Genomic DNA, 17614 nt, shown 5'->3' with positions numbered 1-17614 from the left:
AGCGTGTGATGCGCTCCGCGGGGCGTCGCGCGGCGGAGTTACGCTACCCGCATGCTTTTCGGGAAGAAGAAGCGCGAGGCCGAGGCCGAACTCCGCCGACAGATGCGGCCGCAGGTGCTGGCGAACGGCTGGCAGTGGGAGGACGCCGCTCCGCCGCCCCCGATCGAAGTGCAGGAGGCGGTCCTGCGCATGACCCGGCCGTACGGCCGCATATGGACGGTCGGCATCAGCGAGAGCGTGTCGGGTGCGTTGCGCTCGCACACCTTCCGGGCCGGGAGGTTCGTGGGATACGCCTACGGGACGACCAACAGCGGCACCCCTTACGGGCGGCTCGCGACGGCCCATGCCGTGTGGATGACGCTGCCAGGGGTCCTGCCCGAGATCCGCCTCGAGGATGCGACGCTTCCCGCGCGTGACGATCTCGGCCTGCGTCTGCCGCCCATCCCGATCGACACGGGCGGGCGCTGGATCGTGCAGGGCTTCGTCCCTTCCTTCGCGACGGATCTGCTGACCCCCGACGTGGTCGCACTCCTGGCCACGGCTCCGCCTCGCTGCACGCTCGTCATCCGCGCGGGCTACGCGATCGCCTACGGTGCCGAGGCGTCCGACGCGCAGGAGATCGCGAGTCGGGCGGAGCTGCTGGCGGGACTGATCGAACGCGTGCCGGCGGGGGCGTGGAACCGCGCCGACGCTCTCGTCGCCGGAACGGGGGTGTTTCCCGTGGAGGCTGCGGACGGTGCCGCGCTGCGCCTCGATGAGCGCCTCGTCGCGCGCGACTGGCAGGGTTACGGCCTGCAGCGCATCCCGTGGGAAGACGCCCCGACGGCCGAGAGCTCCGTGGTGCTGCGCCACAGGGACGCGGTGGATGTATGGGAGCGCCCCGAGGATGCGGCCCCGGCGGCATCCGGCATCTCGATCGGGTTCCGGTTCGGCTCGGCTCCCGTCAGCCCCGCACCGGCGGCATCGCCGGTCGCCACCGTCGCCTCGACGCTCGCAGGCAAGTAATCCACCGCCGGCCGCAACCCCCTGACGCGGCAACGGCATCCTTGCCACAATTGGGGCAACGAACAGCCCGGGAGCCCATCCATGAGTGAACGCATCATGATCGACTTCGATCGAGTCGCCCAGTCGGTGACCGTCGTGGAGGCGGCATCCACCGCGATCCGCGAGGTGCTGGACCGGCTGGACACCGAGCTGGCGGCCATGGAGGGCGGCTGGCAGGGCGAAGCGTTCATCTCCTATCGCGCCATGCGCACGCACTGGGAGAGCCAGATGCGGTCCATGCAGACGAAGCTGTCGGCCTACTCGAAGGTCCTGGAAGGGGCGGGGTCGGGATTCGCGGAGAACGAGCGCACTCTCGCCGCGTCGTTCTGACGCGGGCTAGTTCAGGCGGATGTCGGTTCCGTCTTGATCGAGTGCGGCGAGCGGCCCGGAGAGGCCGGTGCGGATCTCGGCGAGCGTCGCCGCAGCGATCTCGCCGCCCTCAGCGTCCTCCATCGCCTGCACCGCATTCTCCTCGAGCGTGACGAGGGCCTGACGCAGTGTCGTCATCAGCAGGTGCGACAACCCCGCAGCCCCCAGATTCACCGCGGCCTCGCTGATGCGCACGTCGGAGAGCAGGCCCGAGGGCGACACGGAGACCGTGACCTCGTTGCGCAGTGAGGATGCCGTCGCGCCCAGCTCGGCCAGATGCTCCGTGACGCGCTCGGCGGCTTCGGCGCGGGCCGCGAGCTGCTGGTACTGAGCCAGATGCTGCGCGACGAGCTGCTGGATGTCGAGCGGGACGCCGGAGGAGCCAGGGATGTCGGTCATTCGCGTCACTTCTCCTGACTGTTGTTGGCCGCGGTGTCGATCGACTGCACGATCGAGACGAGGTTGATCGCGCTGACGTCGAAGGTCTTCACCGCGGAGAGCGCGCCGTTGACCGCTTCGACCCTGCCGTGCAGCACCTTCTGGAACTGCGTCAGGCTCGAGACCGCCTCATCGATCTGCTTGGCGACCTCCTGGATCTTCTCGATCCAGCGGAGAACCTGAGGCGCCTTGCGGGCGATGAAGGTCGTGCACTGCGTGACGACGACAGGGATGCCGACGCCGACCGTCGCGAGCGCGACGACGACCGCCTGGATGAGCTGTCCGACGAGGTCGGAGATGATGCCCTTGACGATCTCGTAGACGATCTCCACCACCATCGCCGCCATGCGAAGGCCGTTGGCGACCGACGTGGATGCCGTACCCACGGTGGCCACGACCTGGCTGAGTGCCTGGGCGGTCTTCTCGTACACGTCGGCGACGACGCCTTCCCAACTGCTGAGCAGCGTCTGCAGCGCGGCCTCGCGCTGCTGCGCCACCTCCTGCAGAGCCTGAGCGAGGTTGTCCCAGGTCGCCGCCATGGCGCGCACCATCTCGGGGCTGCCGGTGAGCATCTCGAGAGCCTGATGCAGCGGAGGCATGTAGTCGAGGAGGAACGAGGCGCACGAGGACGCGAGGGTGGCGATCGGATTGGCGAGCATCCCCACCACGTCGAGAGCGGCGCCCCCGGCGTTGATGATGCCGGAGCCGATGTTGCCGTCTCCGAACGCCTCGGCCATGGATGCGACCTTGCCGGCGACGGGGACGGCCTCGAGGACGGCGGCACCGCTGACGCCCTCGTAGGATGCGGCGACGATCAGATCAGACATGTCAACCGTCCAGGTCCAGGAGTTCGGCGATCTTGTGGGCGAGTTCCGAGTCCGCCGCACGATAGCCCGCGGCCGTCACGCCGATGGCTGCGCCCTCCGCGCGGACGGCCGCACTTATCGCGTTCATGGCCGCCAACGCCGCCGCCTGTTGCGTCATGACGACCGGCACGAGGAACGAGCAGATGAGACCGAAGGCCTGCGGGCCCAGCGTGATCGACTGCAGCGCCGCTCCGGAGACTTCTCCGATGCGGTCTGCGGCGTCGCCGATCTTTCGACCATGCGCGTCGAGCGCGGCGATCTCTACGTCGAGTCTGGTCATGAACGTCCCTCCTCACTCGGGGCAGCGCCGTCGGCGCGCCTCGTCCGTGCATCGATCTCCTGGGCCAGGTCGTACAGCTCGTCGAGTTTGTCGCCGAGATCCGTCCGCATCGGCGGCAGGTCGGGTTGGAGGATCGCGGCCTGCAACGGCGCCGCCTGCGCCTGGACGTCCTCGATGGCCCGCGACGTCGCGGTCATCACCATCGCCGCGATGCGCTCGCCGCCGGCAGCGAGCGCTTCATCGTTCACCCGGATGTCGAGGACGATGCCCTGATGGTCGGCGGTCACGACGACTTCTCGGTCATCGCTGGCGCCCACCCCGCGCAGCTTCGCCAGCTCTCCCGCCAACTCCTGAGCGACGTTGGACATCTCCTTCGCGCGCTCCATCTGGGCGGCGATCGCGGTGAGGATCTGCGCGGCGTCTTCCATGCGGGTTCCTTCCCTCGCCGAACGGCGTCCGCATGATGCTACCCAACCGACGAGGAGCCGAAGAGGCTGTCAACAGGTTGTCCGCGGAGCGGTATTGTTCGCCTCGTCGTCGAGGAACGCTCGGATCTGCCGACCGCGCAGCTGCCGCTGCGCTCGGTCACCTCGTCACCCGATCAGTCGTGCGGCCGCGCTTCGGCCGCCGCGCGTGCGGCGCCGGGCAGGGCTGCCAGCATCGCGGCCAGGGCGTCATCGTCGTGCGCGGCAGTCAGGAACCACGCCTCGTACACGCTCGGCGGCAGTGAGACACCCGCATCCAGCATCGCGTGGAAGAACGCCGGGTACCGCCATGCCTCCTGCGTCTGCGCGGCGGCGTAGGACAGCGGCGCCTCCGGGAGGAAGGCCACGCCGAACAGCGAACCGGCGCGCGGCACGGCGTGCGTCACGCCCGCCTGCGCGAGTGCACCCGACAGTGCCGTCGCCACGGTGGATGCGGCGGCGTCGACGCGGGCGTACACCTCGCCGGTGGCGAGCCGGAGCGTCGCGAGGCCTGCCGCGACCGAGAGCGGGTTTCCCGACAGGGTGCCCGCCTGGTACACCGGCCCCACCGGGGCGAGGGTGTCCATCACCTCGGCGCGGCCGCCGAGGGCGGCGAGCGGCATCCCTCCGCCGACGACCTTGCCGAAGGTGAGGATGTCGGGGGTGTAGCGCTCGCCCGCATCCTGCTGCAGTCCCCAGAATCCGGCCGGGTGCACGCGGAAGCCGGTCAGCACCTCGTCGAGGATCAGCAGTGCCCCGTGCCGATGGGCGATGTCGGCGAGAGCGGCGTTGAAGCCCGGCGCGGGAGGGACGACGCCCATGTTGGCGGCGGCGGCCTCGACGATGACCGCGGCGATGCGGTCACCGTGCACCGCGAAGACTTCGTGCACCTGAGCGAGGTCGTTGTAGTCGATCACGAGCGTCTGGGCCGCGATGGGGGCGGGCACGCCCGCGGAGCCGGGAAGCGCGAGCGTCGCGACGCCGGAGCCCGCCGCCGCGAGGAGCCCGTCGGAGTGGCCGTGGTAGTGGCCGGAGAACTTCACCAGCAGGTCGCGACCCGTGTAGCCGCGGGCGAGCCGGATGGCGGTCATCGTCGCCTCGGTGCCGGTGGAGACGAGGCGTACGCGGTCGATCGGTGCGGCCTCACCCACGCGCACTCGGTCGGCGATCAGCGCGGCCAGCTCGACCTCGGCCTCCGTCGGCGCGCCGAAGGAGAGCCCTCGCGCCGCCGCCTCCTGCACGGCCGCGACGACCTCGGGGTGCGCGTGACCGAGCAGTGCCGGGCCCCACGACGCCACGAGATCCACATACCGCCGGCCCGCCGCATCCGTCACGTACGGGCCCGAGGCCGACGCGAGGAAGCGCGGCGCCCCGCCCACCGAGCCGTAGGCGCGCACGGGCGAGTTCACGCCGCCCGGGATGACCTCGCGGGCGTGCGCGAAGAGTTCGTCGTTGCGGTCGGTCATGACTCGTCCTTCCGGGGATCTCGCCGCGCCCGGTGCGGTCCGGTCCGCAGGGGATGCGGACGGGTCGGGTGCGGTCTCAGTGGCTCTCGCGCAGCCATGCGGCCGCCTCGAGCGCCCAATAGGTGAGGATGGCGTCGGCGCCGGCACGGCGGATGCCCAGCAGCGACTCGGTGATGGCGCCCCGGCGGTCGATCCAGCCGTGTGCGGCAGCGGCCTCGATCATCGCGTACTCGCCTGACACCTGATACGCCCACACCGGGACCTCGACGGATGCGCGCACGTCCGCGAGCACGTCGAGGTAGGGCAGCGCGGGCTTGACCATGACGATGTCGGCGCCTTCGGCGACGTCGACGACGGCCTCGCGCACGCCCTCGCGGCCGTTGCCGGGGTCGAGCTGGTAGGTGCGGCGGTCGCCCTTCAGCTGGGAGTCGACGGCCTCGCGGAACGGGCCGTAGAAGGCGCCCGCGTACTTCGCCGCGTAGGCGAGGAGGATCGTGTCGGTGAAGCCTTCCGCGTCCAGGGCGGCGCGGACGTGGCCGACCTGGCCGTCCATCATCCCCGACAGCCCCAGCAGGTGGCTGCCGGCGGAGGCCTGCGCGATGGCCATCGCCGCGTAGCGTTCGAGGGTGGCGTCGTTGTCGACAGCGCCCTGCGCGGTGAGTACGCCGCAGTGGCCGTGATCGGTGAACTCGTCCAGGCACAGGTCGCTCTGGACGACGAGGGCATCGCCGACCTCCGCGACGAGTGCCGCCGTGGCGACGTTCAGGATGCCGTCGGGGTCGTCCGCCCCGGAGCCCATGGCGTCGCGGACGGCCGGCACACCGAACAGCATCACTCCGCCGACCCCGGCTGCCGCCGCATCCGCCGCCGCGCGACGCAGCGAGTCGAGCGAGTGCTGCACCACGCCCGGCATGGAGCCGATCGGCTGCGGCTCGCTCAGCCCCTCGCGCACGAACATCGGCAGCACGAGCTGCGAGGGCGCCAGATGCGTCTCGCGGACCAGGCGCCGGACGGCGGGGGACTGGCGGAGCCTGCGCAGGCGATGTGCGGGAAAGCTCACGGCTGGAACTCGTCGGCCGCGTGCGGAAGCGCGAAGTGCGAGACCGCCTCGATGAGCGCGTCGACGGTCTGGCGGTCGGCGACGACCGAGACGCCGAGTCCCGCTCGGCGTGCGTCGTTCGCCGTCTGGGGGCCGATCGCGGCGATGACCGTCGAGTCGGGGATGTCGGGGAACTGCAGCTGCACCTGCTCTGCGACCGACCCGCTCGTGACGAGGATCGCATTGATCCGGCCCGATGCCACGTCGTGGGCGATGCGCTCGGTGACCGGCACGCCGACCGTGCGGTAGGCGACGACGCTGCGCACATCGTGGCCGGCCTCGGTGAGCTTGCGGGTCAGCACGGGCTTGGCGATCTCGCTGCGCAGCGTCAGGATGCGGCGCGGGTCGGGCTCGAGCGCGATCATCTGCTCGGCCATGCCCGCCGCGGAGTTGTCGCGGTCGGGCACCAGGTCGACCCGGTAGCCGGCGGCCTGCAACGCTGCCGCGGTGGTCTCGCCGACGGCGGCGACCTTGGTGGAGGGGGGGATCACGGCGCGGTACGCGAAGAGCACATCGACGGTGGTCGCGCTGGTCATGGTGACCCAGTCGAAGCGACCGGCGGCGAGGTCGGCGAGAGCCGCTTCGAGCGTCTGCTCGTCATTGGTCGGAGCGAAGTTGATGAGCGGAGCGACCACGGGTACGGCGCCCTGCGAACGCAGCGTCGCTGCCACCCCGTCGCCCCAGGGGCCGCCACGGGGCACGAGAACGCGCCAGCCCGTCAGGGGCTTGGCGGCGTCGTGCCGTCGGGGCTCTTCGTGCATGGCTTCGGCTTTCATGGTGAGACCTCGGCTGCTCCACGCTCGAGCAGCTCGCGTGCGACATCGCACCCGGTTTCGCGTGCACCTGCGATCGGGTCGTCATCGCCGGCAGCTCTCGCACCATCGCCGCTGCCCGTCGGCCCAGCATACCCGTCCCCCACGCACAGGTTTCTCTCAGCTTCGATCGCGCGGCTTCCGTCGACGGCGTACACCGCTGCGCGCACGTGCAACTGGTCGCCTTCGAGCACGGCGTGCACACCGACCGGTGCCGAACAGCCCGCATCGAGACCGGCGAGCACCGCCCGTTCGATCGTCACCGCGACGCGGGTCGCGGCGTCGTCGAGCCGGCCGATCGCCGAGAGCAGGTCGGCGGGCGCGTCCTGGCGCGCCTCCACGGCCAGGGACCCCTGGCCCGGAGCGGTGGGCCACTGCGCGAGCTCGAGCGGCTCGGTGAACAGGTCGGTGGCGGCGCCTCCGAGACGAGCGAGTCCGGCCGCGGCGAGGATGACCGCATCCAGTTCTCCGTCGCGCACGCGCGACAGGCGCGAGTCGACGTTGCCGCGCAGATCCTGCGCCGTGAGGCCGGGGTTGCGCCGGCGCAACTGCGCGATGCGGCGGGGGGATCCGGTGCCGACGACGCTGCCGGCGGCCATGTCGGCGATCGGGATGCCGTCGCGGGTGATCACGACGTCACGGGCGTCTTCGCGTCGCGGTGTGGCGGCGATCACGAGCCCCGGCGCCTCGGCGGTGGGGAGGTCCTTGAGGGAATGCACGAGCAGGTCGCATTCATCCGCCAGCAGCGCCTCGCGCAGGCGCGTCGCGAACACGCCGCGGCCGCCCAGCTGCGACAGCGAGGCGCGCGAGACATCGCCCTCCGAGGTGATGGGAACGAGCACGACCTCACGCCCGGATACCGCCGCCAGCAGATCGGCGATCTGCTGCGACTGCGCGGTCGCCAGGGCGCTGCGCCGAGTACCCAGGCGCAGTGGTGCGCTCACACCCCGCTCCGGCGGCGACATCCGCGGGTCACGACAGGACCTCGGCGATGGCCGAGGTCGGGATGAGGCGGCCCGTGAAGAAGGGGACCTCCTCGCGCACGTGGCGACGCGCCTCGGTGTAACGCAGCGCCCGCATCATGTCGACCAGGTCGCTCAGCTCGTCCGCCTCCATGGGCAGCAGCCACTCGTAGTCGCCGAGGGCGAACGAGGCCACGGTGTTCGCGACGACGTTCGTGTACGCGGCACCCTTGCGGCCGTGGTCGGCCAGCATCGCGCGCCGCTCCTCCTCCGGAAGCAGGTACCACTCGTAGCTGCGCACGAAGGGGTAGACCGTGAGCCACTCGCGGGCGTGCTCGCCGCGCAGGAAGCCGGGCACGTGCGAGCGGTTGAACTCGGCGTCGCGGTGCACGCCCATCGCGTTCCAGACCGGCAGGAGGTCCTGCAGCAGATCGGTGCGTCGCAGCCGTCGCAGGTCGCGCTGCAGGTCCTCGGCGACGGGCCCGTGCATCCAGACCATCAGATCTGCGTCGGCGCGCAGTCCGCTGACGTCGTAGAACCCGCGGATGGTGACGCCGCCAGCCTCGATCAGCTCGACGAGCGCGGCGAGCTCGGTGTCGTCGGTCGCGGTGACGGGCTTCGCGGGGTCGCGGCGGAAGACCGCCCAGAGGGTGAACTGCGTGGACGTCGACTCGGGTGCGGAGCTCATGACGTCCAGTCTCACCCCGTCGTCGTCAGACGCCAAACGGCGACCGCCGGTGCTATCCGCGATGCGTCCGTGCGGGGGAGGGAATCACCGTACGTAGGCGCGGATGGCCCCCCACACGATGACGCCGACGGCGGCCGCGGTGCCGATGACGGCGAGCGTCGCCGCCGCGGGCTCCTCGCGGGCGAAACGGCGGAACTGGGCGATGCGACGCTCGGCGGCTGTGCCCACGCGGCGCGGGACGTTGGCCTTCTCCTCGATCGCGGCCAGCGTCGCCTTGAGCTCCGCACGGGCCTTCTCGACGGGATCGGTGATGCCCAGGGGGACACCGGTGCGGGGGACGGGAACCGGAGCGGTCATTCGCCTGCCTCCTTCACGACGCGCACGTCTTCGGCGATGTGGGATGCGGGGTTGTCCTTGCCGATCCTGCGGAAGCGCAGGTATCCGAGCAGCGCCAGCACGACGGCGATGAGCAGCATCGCGCCGAACAGGACGAGGGCCGCGACCCACGGCTGCCACCAGGACGAGAGCCCGATGATGATGAATACGCCCAGCGCCGGGATCGACCAGAACAGGATGAACAGGGCGCCGACCATGAGGCCGCCGCCGATGCCGGCGTTCTTGGCCGCCTTGCCGAGCCACTTCTTCGCGGAGTCGATCTCCGCCGTCACGAGGTTGCGGACGAGCTCGGGGACCTCGCCGACCAGAGTCAGCAGGCTCTTCTCCGACTTGTCACGGAAGCCGCGGGGGGTGGTCATGTCACTTCCCGCCCGACGAGGAGCCGCCCGTGCTGCGCTTGGCGGCGGGGCGCTTCGCGGTCGTGGAGGACGTCGACTTCTTCGCGGCCGTCGCCGTGGTCTCGGCGGCGTCCGCCACATCCTCCGCCGCGTCGGCGCCGGCGTCGAGCGCCGCATCCAGTCGCTGACCGGGGGTGCCGTCGGTCGTGACGGCCTTCGTGATCTTCACCGCGCCGCTGAACAGGGCGCTCGGCACCGCGAGCAGCGCCGACTTGCCCAGCTCCTGCAGCTTGCCGACCTGCTTCTGCACGGGCGCCAGGTTCCACACCTTCTGCGCCTGCGTCTTGATCTGTTCGTAGCGCTCACGGCCTGCGCGCGTTCCGAGCACGTAGCCCGCTGCCAGTCCGATGACGAGTCCAGCTTTGCCCCTCATGGGGTCTCCTCACGTTCGGGGTGGATCAAGCGAGTGTGCGCCCAGCGTAGCGCTGTATGCCGTTCGGGTTATCCGGTTGACATGCGCGCTCACTCCTGAGAACGCGGCGAGCCCCACAGCGCGGAACGGCGTAGCCGGTCCGTCTCTTCGCGAGCGTCGGGGACGACCTGGGCGAGCCCTGTTCCCGACAGCCACGCACCGACCGCGCCGAGGCCGGGCACGGCGCGGATGGCTCCACGCGCGGCCGCCGTGTGCTCTGCGCGGCCGATGACGGATGCAGGCTGCGACTGCACCCAGCGGGCGCGGTGCGAACCCCGCACCGACGCCGGGTCGAGATCGACGCCGAGCAGGGCCGACGCCTCGTCGAGTGCGAGCGCCGCGGCGGCATCGTCGCTGAGCCGGGCCGTCTCCGGGTCTTCGCCCTGGGCGCCGAACGAGACGCGGACGACGTGGACGCCGGGTCCGGCCGCATCCGCGATCCACTCCCATTTCGCGCTCGCGTGGGTGAGCGCCTTCGCCCGGTGCGAGCCCGGCACGGTGAGCACGCCGGTTCCGCGCGGCGGGGTGTCCAGACCCGGCGCGTGCACCACGAGCGTGACGATCTCGACCACGGGCGGCGCGGCCGTCATCGGCTCGAGCGTCGGGACCACGGGTACGAGGAGGCGGCGCGCTTCGTCCTCGGTGGTCGCGACGACCACGAGATCCGCTTCGAGGCGCTCCTCGTCGAGCTGGAGAGACCACAGGTCGCCGTCCCGCGCGAGCTCGGTGACCGCCGCATCCGTGCGCACCTCGACGCCCAGCTCCTCGAGGCGCTCGATGAGCGCCCGCACGAGGCGGGTCATGCCGCCGCGGAGCCCGGCGACGGCGCTCCCGGGGGTGCCGGTGCTGCGGCCCCGCAGCTCGCCCACGGCGCCGCTGAGTGAGCCCGCACGGGTGAGCGCGGCGTTCAGGCCGGGCGCGGCGAGGTCCACATCGATGTCGTCGGGGCGCGCCGAGTAGACGCCGCTCGTGACGGGCGCGACGAGCCGGTCGAGCACGGCCTCGCCCATGCGGCTGCGCACGAGGTGGCCGAGGCTGCGGTCGTGGCCGATCGTCAGCGGCGGGCGCAGGCGATCCAGGTAGGCGCGCCAGGCGCCCGACCAGCCGATGACGCGCCGCACGCTCGGATCGAACGGGTTCTCCGGGATGCCGAGCACGCCACCGCGCGGCAGAGGCGCGGCGCGTCCGCCGGGAAGGCCCGCGACCCACGCACCGCCCGCGGCAGGGGTCACCACCTCGTCGCCGATGCCGAGCTCGTCGATCAGGGCGCGCACGGTGCCTCCGCGCGTCGCATAGCTCTCCGCGCCCACATCCACCGAGAGCCCTGCGACCTCGGCGCCGCGCAGCACGCCGCCGGGCTGGGGCGATGCTTCGAGCACCGTGACGCGGAAGCCCAGCTTGGCGAAGTCGAGCGCCGCGACGAGACCGGCGACGCCGCCGCCGATGACCGCGACACGGGTCGCCTCCGCCCGCGCGGCGAGATCGTCGAGATCCGTCGCGCTCACACGTGCTCCTCGTGCGCCAGCTCGACGATGCGCGTCAGCACGTCGGGGTCGGTCTCGGGCGGGACGCCGTGCCCCAGGTTGAGGATGTGGGCGCGCGCGGCACGCCCGCGCGCGATGACGTCGCGCACGTGCTCTTCGACGACCTGCCACGGCGCCTGCAGGAGCGCAGGGTCGATGTTGCCCTGCACGGTGACGCCCTGCCCGAGGATCGCGGCGGCCTCGTCGAGGGGTGTGCGCCAGTCGACGCCCACCGCATCCGTCGTGCCGTCCAGTCGCATGTCGGTCAGCAGGTGCCCCGTGCCGACGCCGAAGTGGATGCGGGGTGCATCCGCACCGGCCAGGGCCGCGCGCGAGTGGGGGGCGACGTACGTGCGGTAGTCGGCGACCGACAGTGAGCCGGCCCACGAGTCGAACAACTGCACGGCGGAAGCCCCCGCATCCGTTTGCGCCGCGAGGAACGTGCGCGAGACCTCCGCGAGCCAGCCGGCCAACGCGTGCCACGAGTCGGGGTCGGCGTGCATGAGCGCCCGGGCGCGCAGGTGCTCCTTCGACGGCCCGCCCTCGACGAGGTAGGCGGCGAGGGTGAAGGGCGCGCCCGCGAACCCGATGAGCGGGGTGTCGCCGAGTTCGTCCACCACGATGCGCACGGCCTCGCGCACCGGTTCCGCCGCGGCGGCGACCGCCTGCGGGTCGATGTCCACGATGCGGGCGACATCGGATGCGGTGCGCACGGGGTCGGGGAAGACCGGGCCGCGCCCGGGCTCGATCTCCACGGCGATGCCCGCGAGGCGAAGAGGCACGACGATGTCGCTGAAGAAGATGCCCGCGTCCACGCCGTGGCGGCGCACGGGCTGCAGGGTGATCTCGGCCGCCAGGTCGGGAGTCAGGCAGGCGTCGAGCATGCGGGTGCCCACCCGCAGGTCCCGGTACTCGGGCAGTGACCGCCCCGCCTGGCGCATGAACCAGACCGGGAGGCGGTCGGTGCGCTCGCCCCTGAGGGCGCGGATGAGGGGGGAGGAAGCGGGTCCGGTGGAGCTCACTCCGACATCCTCCCATCCGGCGGGCGGGCGCCACATGTCGAGCAACTGCACGTTCGTGCGCAAGCTCCCGCGGCCGGTGATTTCGACGCGGCGTACAATCGACACGTGCTGTTGTGTGTCAGCGCGAGTCACAAGACCGCGTCCTTCGAGCTCCTCGAGCGACTCAGCATCCACACCACCCGCGTCGCCCCTTTGATCGCCGAGCACGACGAGTGCGTGCAGGGTGCCGTCGTCGTGGCGACCTGCAACCGTTTCGAGGCCTACGTCGACATGGACGAGCCGGTGACCGCCGTCGAGGCCGTGGGGCTCGAGGCGGCGCTGTCGGCGATCGAGTCGGCCACGGGCGTGTCGGCCGAGGAGTTCTCCGGTTCGTACGAGGTCATCTCCGGCCCTCGCGTCGCGCAGCACCTGTTCGCGGTCGCCTCCGGCCTCGAGTCGGTCGTCGTCGGCGAGGGCGAGATCGCCGGCCAGGTGCGCCGTGCGCTGACCGAGGCGCGGGGCGACGGCACGACCTCCCCCGAGCTCGAGCGTCTGTTCCAGCGCGCGTCCGAGACGCAGCGCGGGGTCAAGAACAGCACAGCGCTCGGCCGCGCCGGCCGTTCGCTCGTGCGCCTTTCTCTGGATCTCGCGTCCGCGCGCTTCGCCGACTGGGCGACGCTGCGCGTCCTGCTCGTGGGCACCGGCTCGTACGCGGCCGCCACCCTGGCTGCCCTCCGCGAGCGCGGTGTCACCGACATCACGGTGCACTCGCCGTCGGGTCGGGGCGAGCGGTTCGCCCGCAAGCACGGCCTCGCCGTCGCGGATGCGGCCGGCTTCGCCACGGCTGCCAAGCTCTCGGATCTCATCATCACGTGCACGAGCGTCGAGCACCCCGTGCTGAACGCCGCGACCTTCGGCGACGATGCGTCCGTCGCGCGGACGGCCCCCGGCCACGACCGGCACCGCCGTCTCGTGATCGATCTCGGCCTGCCGCGCAACGTCGACCCCGATGTCGCGAGCGTCAGCGGCACCGACCTGCTCGATCTCGAGACCATCCGCGTGCACGCGCCGCTGGAAGAGCTGCAGGCGACGGATGCGGCACGCGCCCTCGTGGCCGACGCCGCCCAGCGCTTCGCGGTCGTCGGCGAGCGTCGCACGGTCGCCCCCGCCGTGGTGGCCCTGCGCACCCACATGTTCGAGCTGCTCGAGGCGGAGATCGCGCGCGGCCGTCGCCGCGGCGACGACGAGCGCACGGAGCAGGCGCTGCGCCACCTGGTGGGCCGCCTGCTGCACACTCCCATGACGCGGGCGCATGCGCTTGCCGAGCAGGGGCGCGCCGACGAGGTCTTCGCCGCGCTGGAGGTGCTCTACGGCCTTGCGCCGGAAGACGCCGCATCCGAGGACGACGGCGACGCCGCCGCATCCGAACTCGCCGGCTGAACGCTGTCGCTGTCGCGCACCGGCTGACGAGCCCCCGCCGCTCCGGTCCTGCCGCCGCGCATCGCCGTGGACCGACCCCGGCGGGTTCTCCGCTCGCCTTTCGCCGGATCCCGCCCGCGCCGCCTGCCCCGCCTGACGAGTTCCCCTGTCAGAGATCGACGCTCCGCCGTCGATCTCTGACAGGGGAACAGGCTGGGGTGCGCCCGTTGGGGTGGCACTCGCCGCATCCGCACCTCGCCGCCTGGCCGGTCGCTTGATCCCGCCCGAGCCTCGCGTGCATCCCGGTGCTTCCGCCCGCGGGCTGGCCGGTCCGCGTCGCGCGCCCTGACCCGCCGCCCGCCCCTGACCCGCCCGCCCCTGACCCACCCGCCTCGCCGGGCTAGCTGGCGCGGCCTGCTCCCACGTGATGCGCTCCCCTGTCAGAGATCGACGCTCCGCCGTCGATCTCTGACAGGGGAGCGCGCCGGACTTGTGTTCCCCTGTCACAGATCGACGCGTTGGCGTCGATCTGTGACAGGGGAACCGGCCGGGGCGCGCCCGGCCCTCGCTTCGCCCGGCCGGGGCGCGCCCGGCCCTCGCCTCGCCCGGCCGGGGCGCGCCCGGCCCTCGCCTCGCCCGGCCCCCGGACTCGCGCCGCGCCGAGCCGCGCTGCGGACGCCCCTGCCGCCGCGCGGGGTCGGGTGGCACCATGGAGCCATGAGCGCCGAACGGCCCACCGACTCCCACTGGGCACCTGACGTGCGTGAGGCCATGAAGGGTCGGGCGAACTTCCGAGTGAGTGCGCCGGTCACGTTGATCGCCGGGTGCCTGTGGGATTTCGGCGAGGATGAGCTCGCCGAGCGCGCCCTCACCATGAGCGCCGACGACCACGCCGCCATCCTGCGGATCGCCGCGGTCTACGAGAACCCCCGCTACCCGCTTCCCGTGGTGGGGCGCAACATCACCCATGGGCACGTGGATGCCCTGGCGGCGATCGCCTACTTCGAAGGCGCGCTGCGGCCGCTCGCACAGAATCGGCGCCGGCCGCAGAAGAACCGACCGGATCGCTTCCGCACGCCTCTCCCTGTCCCCGCCCACGAAGGAAACGCATGAGCCCCGACCTCCGCATCACCGCCGACGAGAACGCAGACGCCCTGCTGACGCGCGACCCGTTCGCTCTGCTGATCGGGATGCTGCTGGACCAGCAGGTGGCGATGGAGACCGCCTTCGCCGGCCCGCTCAAGATCCTCGACCGGGTCGGCACCCTCGACCCCGCGGCGCTGGCCGCGTACGACCCCGAGGCGTTCACCGCCGCCTTCGGGCAGACCCCCGCCGTGCACCGGTTCCCCGGGTCGATGGCGGAACGTGTGCAGAAGCTCAGCGCCGAGGTCGCCGACCGGTGGCACGGCGATGCGGCAGCCATCTGGACCGACGGCGAACCCGACGGCCGCGAGGTGCTGAAGCGGCTCAAGGCCCTCCCGGGCTTCGGCGAGCAGAAGGCGAAGATCTTCCTCGCGCTGCTGGGCAAGCAACGCGGATTCACGGGCTCCGGATGGCGCGAGGCATCCGCTCCGTACGGCGAGGAGGGCTCGTTCCGCTCGGTCGCCGACATCACGAGCCCCGAGTCCCTCACGAAGGTCCGCGAGACCAAGCGCGCCGCGAAGGCCGCCGCCAAGGGCTGAGCCCTCAGGGAAGCCATAGGCACCCCCCGGATACAGTGCAGGTATGCCGAATGGGGGAGATGCCGCGTCCGCGAGGCCCGGGCGCCGGGGGGCGGCGCGCACCGGGGCGACGGCGGCGGCACTGCTGATCGCGGCTCTCGCACTCGCCGGATGCGGCGCGCAGCCTCGACCTGCGCCCAGCGCGACGGCGCTTCCCTCGGGCATCACCGCGACCCTCCTGCCGGCGACACCCGCTCAGAGCGCCGACGAGGTCCGGCTCTGGGTCGAGAACACGACCGACGAGAATCTCGCGCTCACCCGCATCCGGATCGACGCGCCGGGCTTCGCCGGCATCGGACGCAAGGTCGGATCCGGAAGCATCGAGGTGGAGGCGGGCCACAGCGCGGAGATCGTGGTCTCGCTGCCGCAGATCCGGTGTGAGGCGGACGCGAGTGCGCCCGCGGGAGCGGATGCGGCGCCGCTGCCCTCGCCCTCGCCGTCGCAGAGCGGGGCGAGTGAAGACCCCACCGCCACGATCGGTTTCGCGCTGGGTGCCGCCATCGGCGTCGCGGTGACGCCGCTGGCCGACCCCGAGGGCGTCGTGGCGGCACGGATCGCCGCCGCGTGTGCGGCCGCGCCCGCCGGCTGACCCGGATCCGGCGCGGGCCGGAGCGCGGGACCGGCGCGGATAGAATCGGATGATCCCGCGCCGCATCCCCGATGCGCCCGCGCGCCCTTCGCACAGCGACCATTGGAGCCACCGTGGCCGAGCAGTCCCGTCTCGACAAAGTCATCGCCCTCGCCCGCCATCGCGGGTTCGTCTTCCAGGCGGGGGAGATCTACGGCGGATCGCGTTCCGCCTGGGACTACGGCCCCCTCGGCACGGAGCTCAAGGAGAACATCCGCCGCGAGTGGTGGCAGACCTTCGTCCGGGGTCGCGGCGACATGGTGGGTCTCGACTCGTCGATCATCCTGCCGAAGCGCGTGTGGGAGGCATCCGGCCACGTCGCGACCTTCACCGACCCGCTGGTGGAGTGCCTGCACTGCCACAAGCGGTTCCGCGCCGACAACCTCATCGAGGACTTCGAAGCGCGTAAGGGACGTCCGGCGGAGAACGGGCTGGCCGACATCCCGTGCCCGAACTGCGGCACCAAGGGGCAGTACACCGAGCCCAAGGCCTTCTCGGGCCTCGTGAAGACCTATCTCGGGGTCGTCGACGACGAGTCGGGGCTGTACTTCCTGCGCCCCGAGACCGCGCAGGGCATCTTCATCAACTTCTCGAACGTGCTCACGGCGAGCCGCAAGAAGCCCCCGTTCGGCGTGGGCCAGGTGGGCAAGGCGTTCCGCAACGAGATCACGCCCGGCAACTTCATCTTCCGTACGCGCGAGTTCGAGCAGATGGAGATCGAGTACTTCACGCCGCCGGCCGAGGCGAACGAGTGGTTCGAGCACTGGGTCGAGGCCTGCTGGAACTGGTTCATCGATCTCGGCATCGATGCCGACAACATGCGTCGGCTCGATGTGCCCGAGGAAGACCGCGCGCACTACTCCGCCGGCACGATCGACGTCGAGTACCGCTTCGGCTTCCAGGGCAAGGAGTGGGGCGAGCTCATGGGTGTCGCCAACCGCACCGACTACGACCTGTCGAGCCACGCCGAGGCGTCGGGCACGAAGCTCGCGTACTTCGACCAGTCCTCGAACACCACCTACACGCCGTACGTCATCGAGCCTTCGTTCGGCCTCACCCGCGCGATGATGGCCTTCCTCGTCGACGCCTACCGCGAGGAAGAGGTGCCGAACGCGAAGGGCGGCGTCGACACCCGCACGGTGCTCAAGCTCGACCCGCGTCTCGCGCCCGTCAAGGTCGCGGTGCTGCCCCTGAGCCGTAACGAGAACCTGTCGCCGCTCGCGCGGCGTGTGGCGGATGATCTGCGCGGACGCTGGAACGTCGACTTCGACGACGCCGGGGCCATCGGCCGCCGCTACCGCCGCCAGGACGAGATCGGCACGCCGTTCTGCGTCACGGTCGACTTCGACTCGCTCGAAGACGATGCCGTCACGGTGCGCGACCGCGACACCATGACGCAGGAGCGTGTGCCGCTCGAGACGCTGCACGCCTACCTGGCGGAGCGCCTGCGAGGCGCCTGAGGTCACCCCGGCGGCGGACGGGCGTCGGGCGCGCTTCGCGCTCGACGTGTTCGCTCGCTCGTTCCTCGACGCGAAGTGCCGTGTAACCGGCTCATCGGCGTCGGCGTCGGGGCGGCAGCGCTCGTCGCGGCCGGCTACGAACACGAGGTCGCTCCGCTGACGGAAGGC

21 protein-coding genes are annotated in these 17614 nt (G+C 71.7%); 7 read left to right on the top strand and 14 right to left on the bottom strand.

Annotation, left to right across the window (positions count from 1 at the left end; translation table 11 throughout):
* Positions 1–51 precede the first annotated feature (51 nt).
* Both QE374_RS07505 and QE374_RS07500 read left to right on the top strand, forming a co-directional pair.
* Positions 52–1005, top strand: a complete 954-nt coding sequence (locus QE374_RS07505; RefSeq protein ID WP_309733582.1) for a hypothetical protein — start codon at positions 52–54, stop codon at positions 1003–1005.
* A gap of 81 nt (positions 1006–1086) precedes the next feature.
* Positions 1087–1374, top strand: coding sequence for a WXG100 family type VII secretion target (locus tag QE374_RS07500; protein ID WP_309733580.1), 288 nt, complete (start codon positions 1087–1089; stop codon positions 1372–1374).
* 6 nt (positions 1375–1380) lie between these two features.
* On the opposite strand, the gene QE374_RS07495 is transcribed toward QE374_RS07500, so the two are convergent.
* The 14 genes from QE374_RS07495 to hemE form a co-directional block, all read right to left on the bottom strand.
* On the bottom strand, positions 1381–1812 hold the full coding sequence (locus QE374_RS07495; RefSeq protein WP_309733578.1) for a YbaB/EbfC family nucleoid-associated protein: 432 nt from the start codon (positions 1810–1812) through the stop codon (positions 1381–1383).
* 5 nt (positions 1813–1817) lie between these two features.
* A complete protein-coding gene (locus QE374_RS07490; protein WP_309733575.1) occupies positions 1818–2678 on the bottom strand; it encodes a WXG100 family type VII secretion target in 861 nt (286 codons plus the stop codon).
* 1 nt (position 2679) lies between these two features.
* Positions 2680–2997: a type VII secretion target gene (locus tag QE374_RS07485; protein WP_309733573.1), complete on the bottom strand. Its 318-nt coding sequence runs from the start codon at positions 2995–2997 to the stop codon at positions 2680–2682.
* A complete protein-coding gene (locus tag QE374_RS07480; RefSeq protein WP_309733571.1) occupies positions 2994–3425 on the bottom strand; it encodes a YbaB/EbfC family nucleoid-associated protein in 432 nt (143 codons plus the stop codon). Before QE374_RS07480 ends, QE374_RS07485 begins: the two co-directional genes overlap by 4 nt.
* Before the next feature lie 173 nt (positions 3426–3598).
* Complete coding sequence (gene hemL, locus QE374_RS07475; protein ID WP_309733569.1) at positions 3599–4927, bottom strand: glutamate-1-semialdehyde 2,1-aminomutase; 1329 nt, start codon at positions 4925–4927, stop codon at positions 3599–3601.
* 76 nt (positions 4928–5003) lie between these two features.
* Complete coding sequence (hemB, locus tag QE374_RS07470; RefSeq protein WP_309733567.1) at positions 5004–5987, bottom strand: porphobilinogen synthase; 984 nt, start codon at positions 5985–5987, stop codon at positions 5004–5006.
* Complete coding sequence (locus tag QE374_RS07465) at positions 5984–6802, bottom strand: uroporphyrinogen-III synthase (RefSeq protein WP_309733565.1); 819 nt, start codon at positions 6800–6802, stop codon at positions 5984–5986. The genes hemB and QE374_RS07465 overlap by 4 nt, the downstream gene beginning before the upstream one ends.
* A complete protein-coding gene (gene hemC / locus QE374_RS07460; protein WP_309733563.1) occupies positions 6799–7782 on the bottom strand; it encodes a hydroxymethylbilane synthase in 984 nt (327 codons plus the stop codon). Before hemC ends, QE374_RS07465 begins: the two co-directional genes overlap by 4 nt.
* A gap of 28 nt (positions 7783–7810) precedes the next feature.
* Positions 7811–8488, bottom strand: a complete 678-nt coding sequence (gene hemQ, locus QE374_RS07455) for a hydrogen peroxide-dependent heme synthase (protein ID WP_309733562.1) — start codon at positions 8486–8488, stop codon at positions 7811–7813.
* 84 nt (positions 8489–8572) lie between these two features.
* Entirely contained in the window at positions 8573–8845 is a 273-nt protein-coding gene (locus QE374_RS07450; protein ID WP_234073821.1) for a DUF3618 domain-containing protein, read from the bottom strand.
* A complete protein-coding gene (locus QE374_RS07445; protein WP_309733559.1) occupies positions 8842–9243 on the bottom strand; it encodes a phage holin family protein in 402 nt (133 codons plus the stop codon). The genes QE374_RS07450 and QE374_RS07445 overlap by 4 nt, the downstream gene beginning before the upstream one ends.
* A gap of 1 nt (position 9244) precedes the next feature.
* Positions 9245–9655: a hypothetical protein gene (locus QE374_RS07440; RefSeq protein WP_234073820.1), complete on the bottom strand. Its 411-nt coding sequence runs from the start codon at positions 9653–9655 to the stop codon at positions 9245–9247.
* Positions 9656–9744: 89 nt separating this feature from the next.
* Positions 9745–11199: a protoporphyrinogen oxidase gene (gene hemG, locus QE374_RS07435; RefSeq protein ID WP_309733556.1), complete on the bottom strand. Its 1455-nt coding sequence runs from the start codon at positions 11197–11199 to the stop codon at positions 9745–9747.
* Positions 11196–12275 carry a uroporphyrinogen decarboxylase gene (hemE, locus tag QE374_RS07430; RefSeq protein WP_396653347.1) on the bottom strand — a complete coding sequence of 360 codons (1080 nt, stop codon included), beginning with the start codon at positions 12273–12275 and terminating at the stop codon, positions 11196–11198. Before hemE ends, hemG begins: the two co-directional genes overlap by 4 nt.
* Before the next feature lie 69 nt (positions 12276–12344).
* On the opposite strand from hemE, the gene QE374_RS07425 reads away from it, so the two are divergent.
* The 5 genes from QE374_RS07425 to QE374_RS07405 all read left to right on the top strand — a co-directional run bounded on the left by QE374_RS07425 (position 12345) and on the right by QE374_RS07405 (position 17446).
* Complete coding sequence (locus QE374_RS07425; protein ID WP_309733552.1) at positions 12345–13658, top strand: glutamyl-tRNA reductase; 1314 nt, start codon at positions 12345–12347, stop codon at positions 13656–13658.
* Positions 13659–14354: 696 nt separating this feature from the next.
* Positions 14355–14750 carry a hypothetical protein gene (locus QE374_RS07420; protein WP_309733550.1) on the top strand — a complete coding sequence of 132 codons (396 nt, stop codon included), beginning with the start codon at positions 14355–14357 and terminating at the stop codon, positions 14748–14750.
* Complete coding sequence (locus QE374_RS07415; RefSeq protein WP_309733548.1) at positions 14747–15319, top strand: HhH-GPD-type base excision DNA repair protein; 573 nt, start codon at positions 14747–14749, stop codon at positions 15317–15319. The genes QE374_RS07420 and QE374_RS07415 overlap by 4 nt, the downstream gene beginning before the upstream one ends.
* 43 nt (positions 15320–15362) lie before the next feature.
* Positions 15363–15947, top strand: coding sequence for a hypothetical protein (locus tag QE374_RS07410; protein ID WP_309733546.1), 585 nt, complete (start codon positions 15363–15365; stop codon positions 15945–15947).
* 113 nt (positions 15948–16060) lie between these two features.
* Positions 16061–17446 (top strand): glycine--tRNA ligase, encoded by a 1386-nt coding sequence (locus QE374_RS07405; RefSeq protein ID WP_309733544.1) that lies wholly within the window; start codon positions 16061–16063, stop codon positions 17444–17446.
* Positions 17447–17614 lie beyond the last annotated feature (168 nt).

Origin of the sequence: Microbacterium sp. SORGH_AS_0428 (assembly GCF_031453615.1) — a bacterium.
GTDB lineage: Bacteria > Actinomycetota > Actinomycetes > Actinomycetales > Microbacteriaceae > Microbacterium.
The sequence above is the reverse complement of the archived record's forward strand: the minus strand, read 5'-3'. Positions and strand labels throughout refer to the sequence as shown.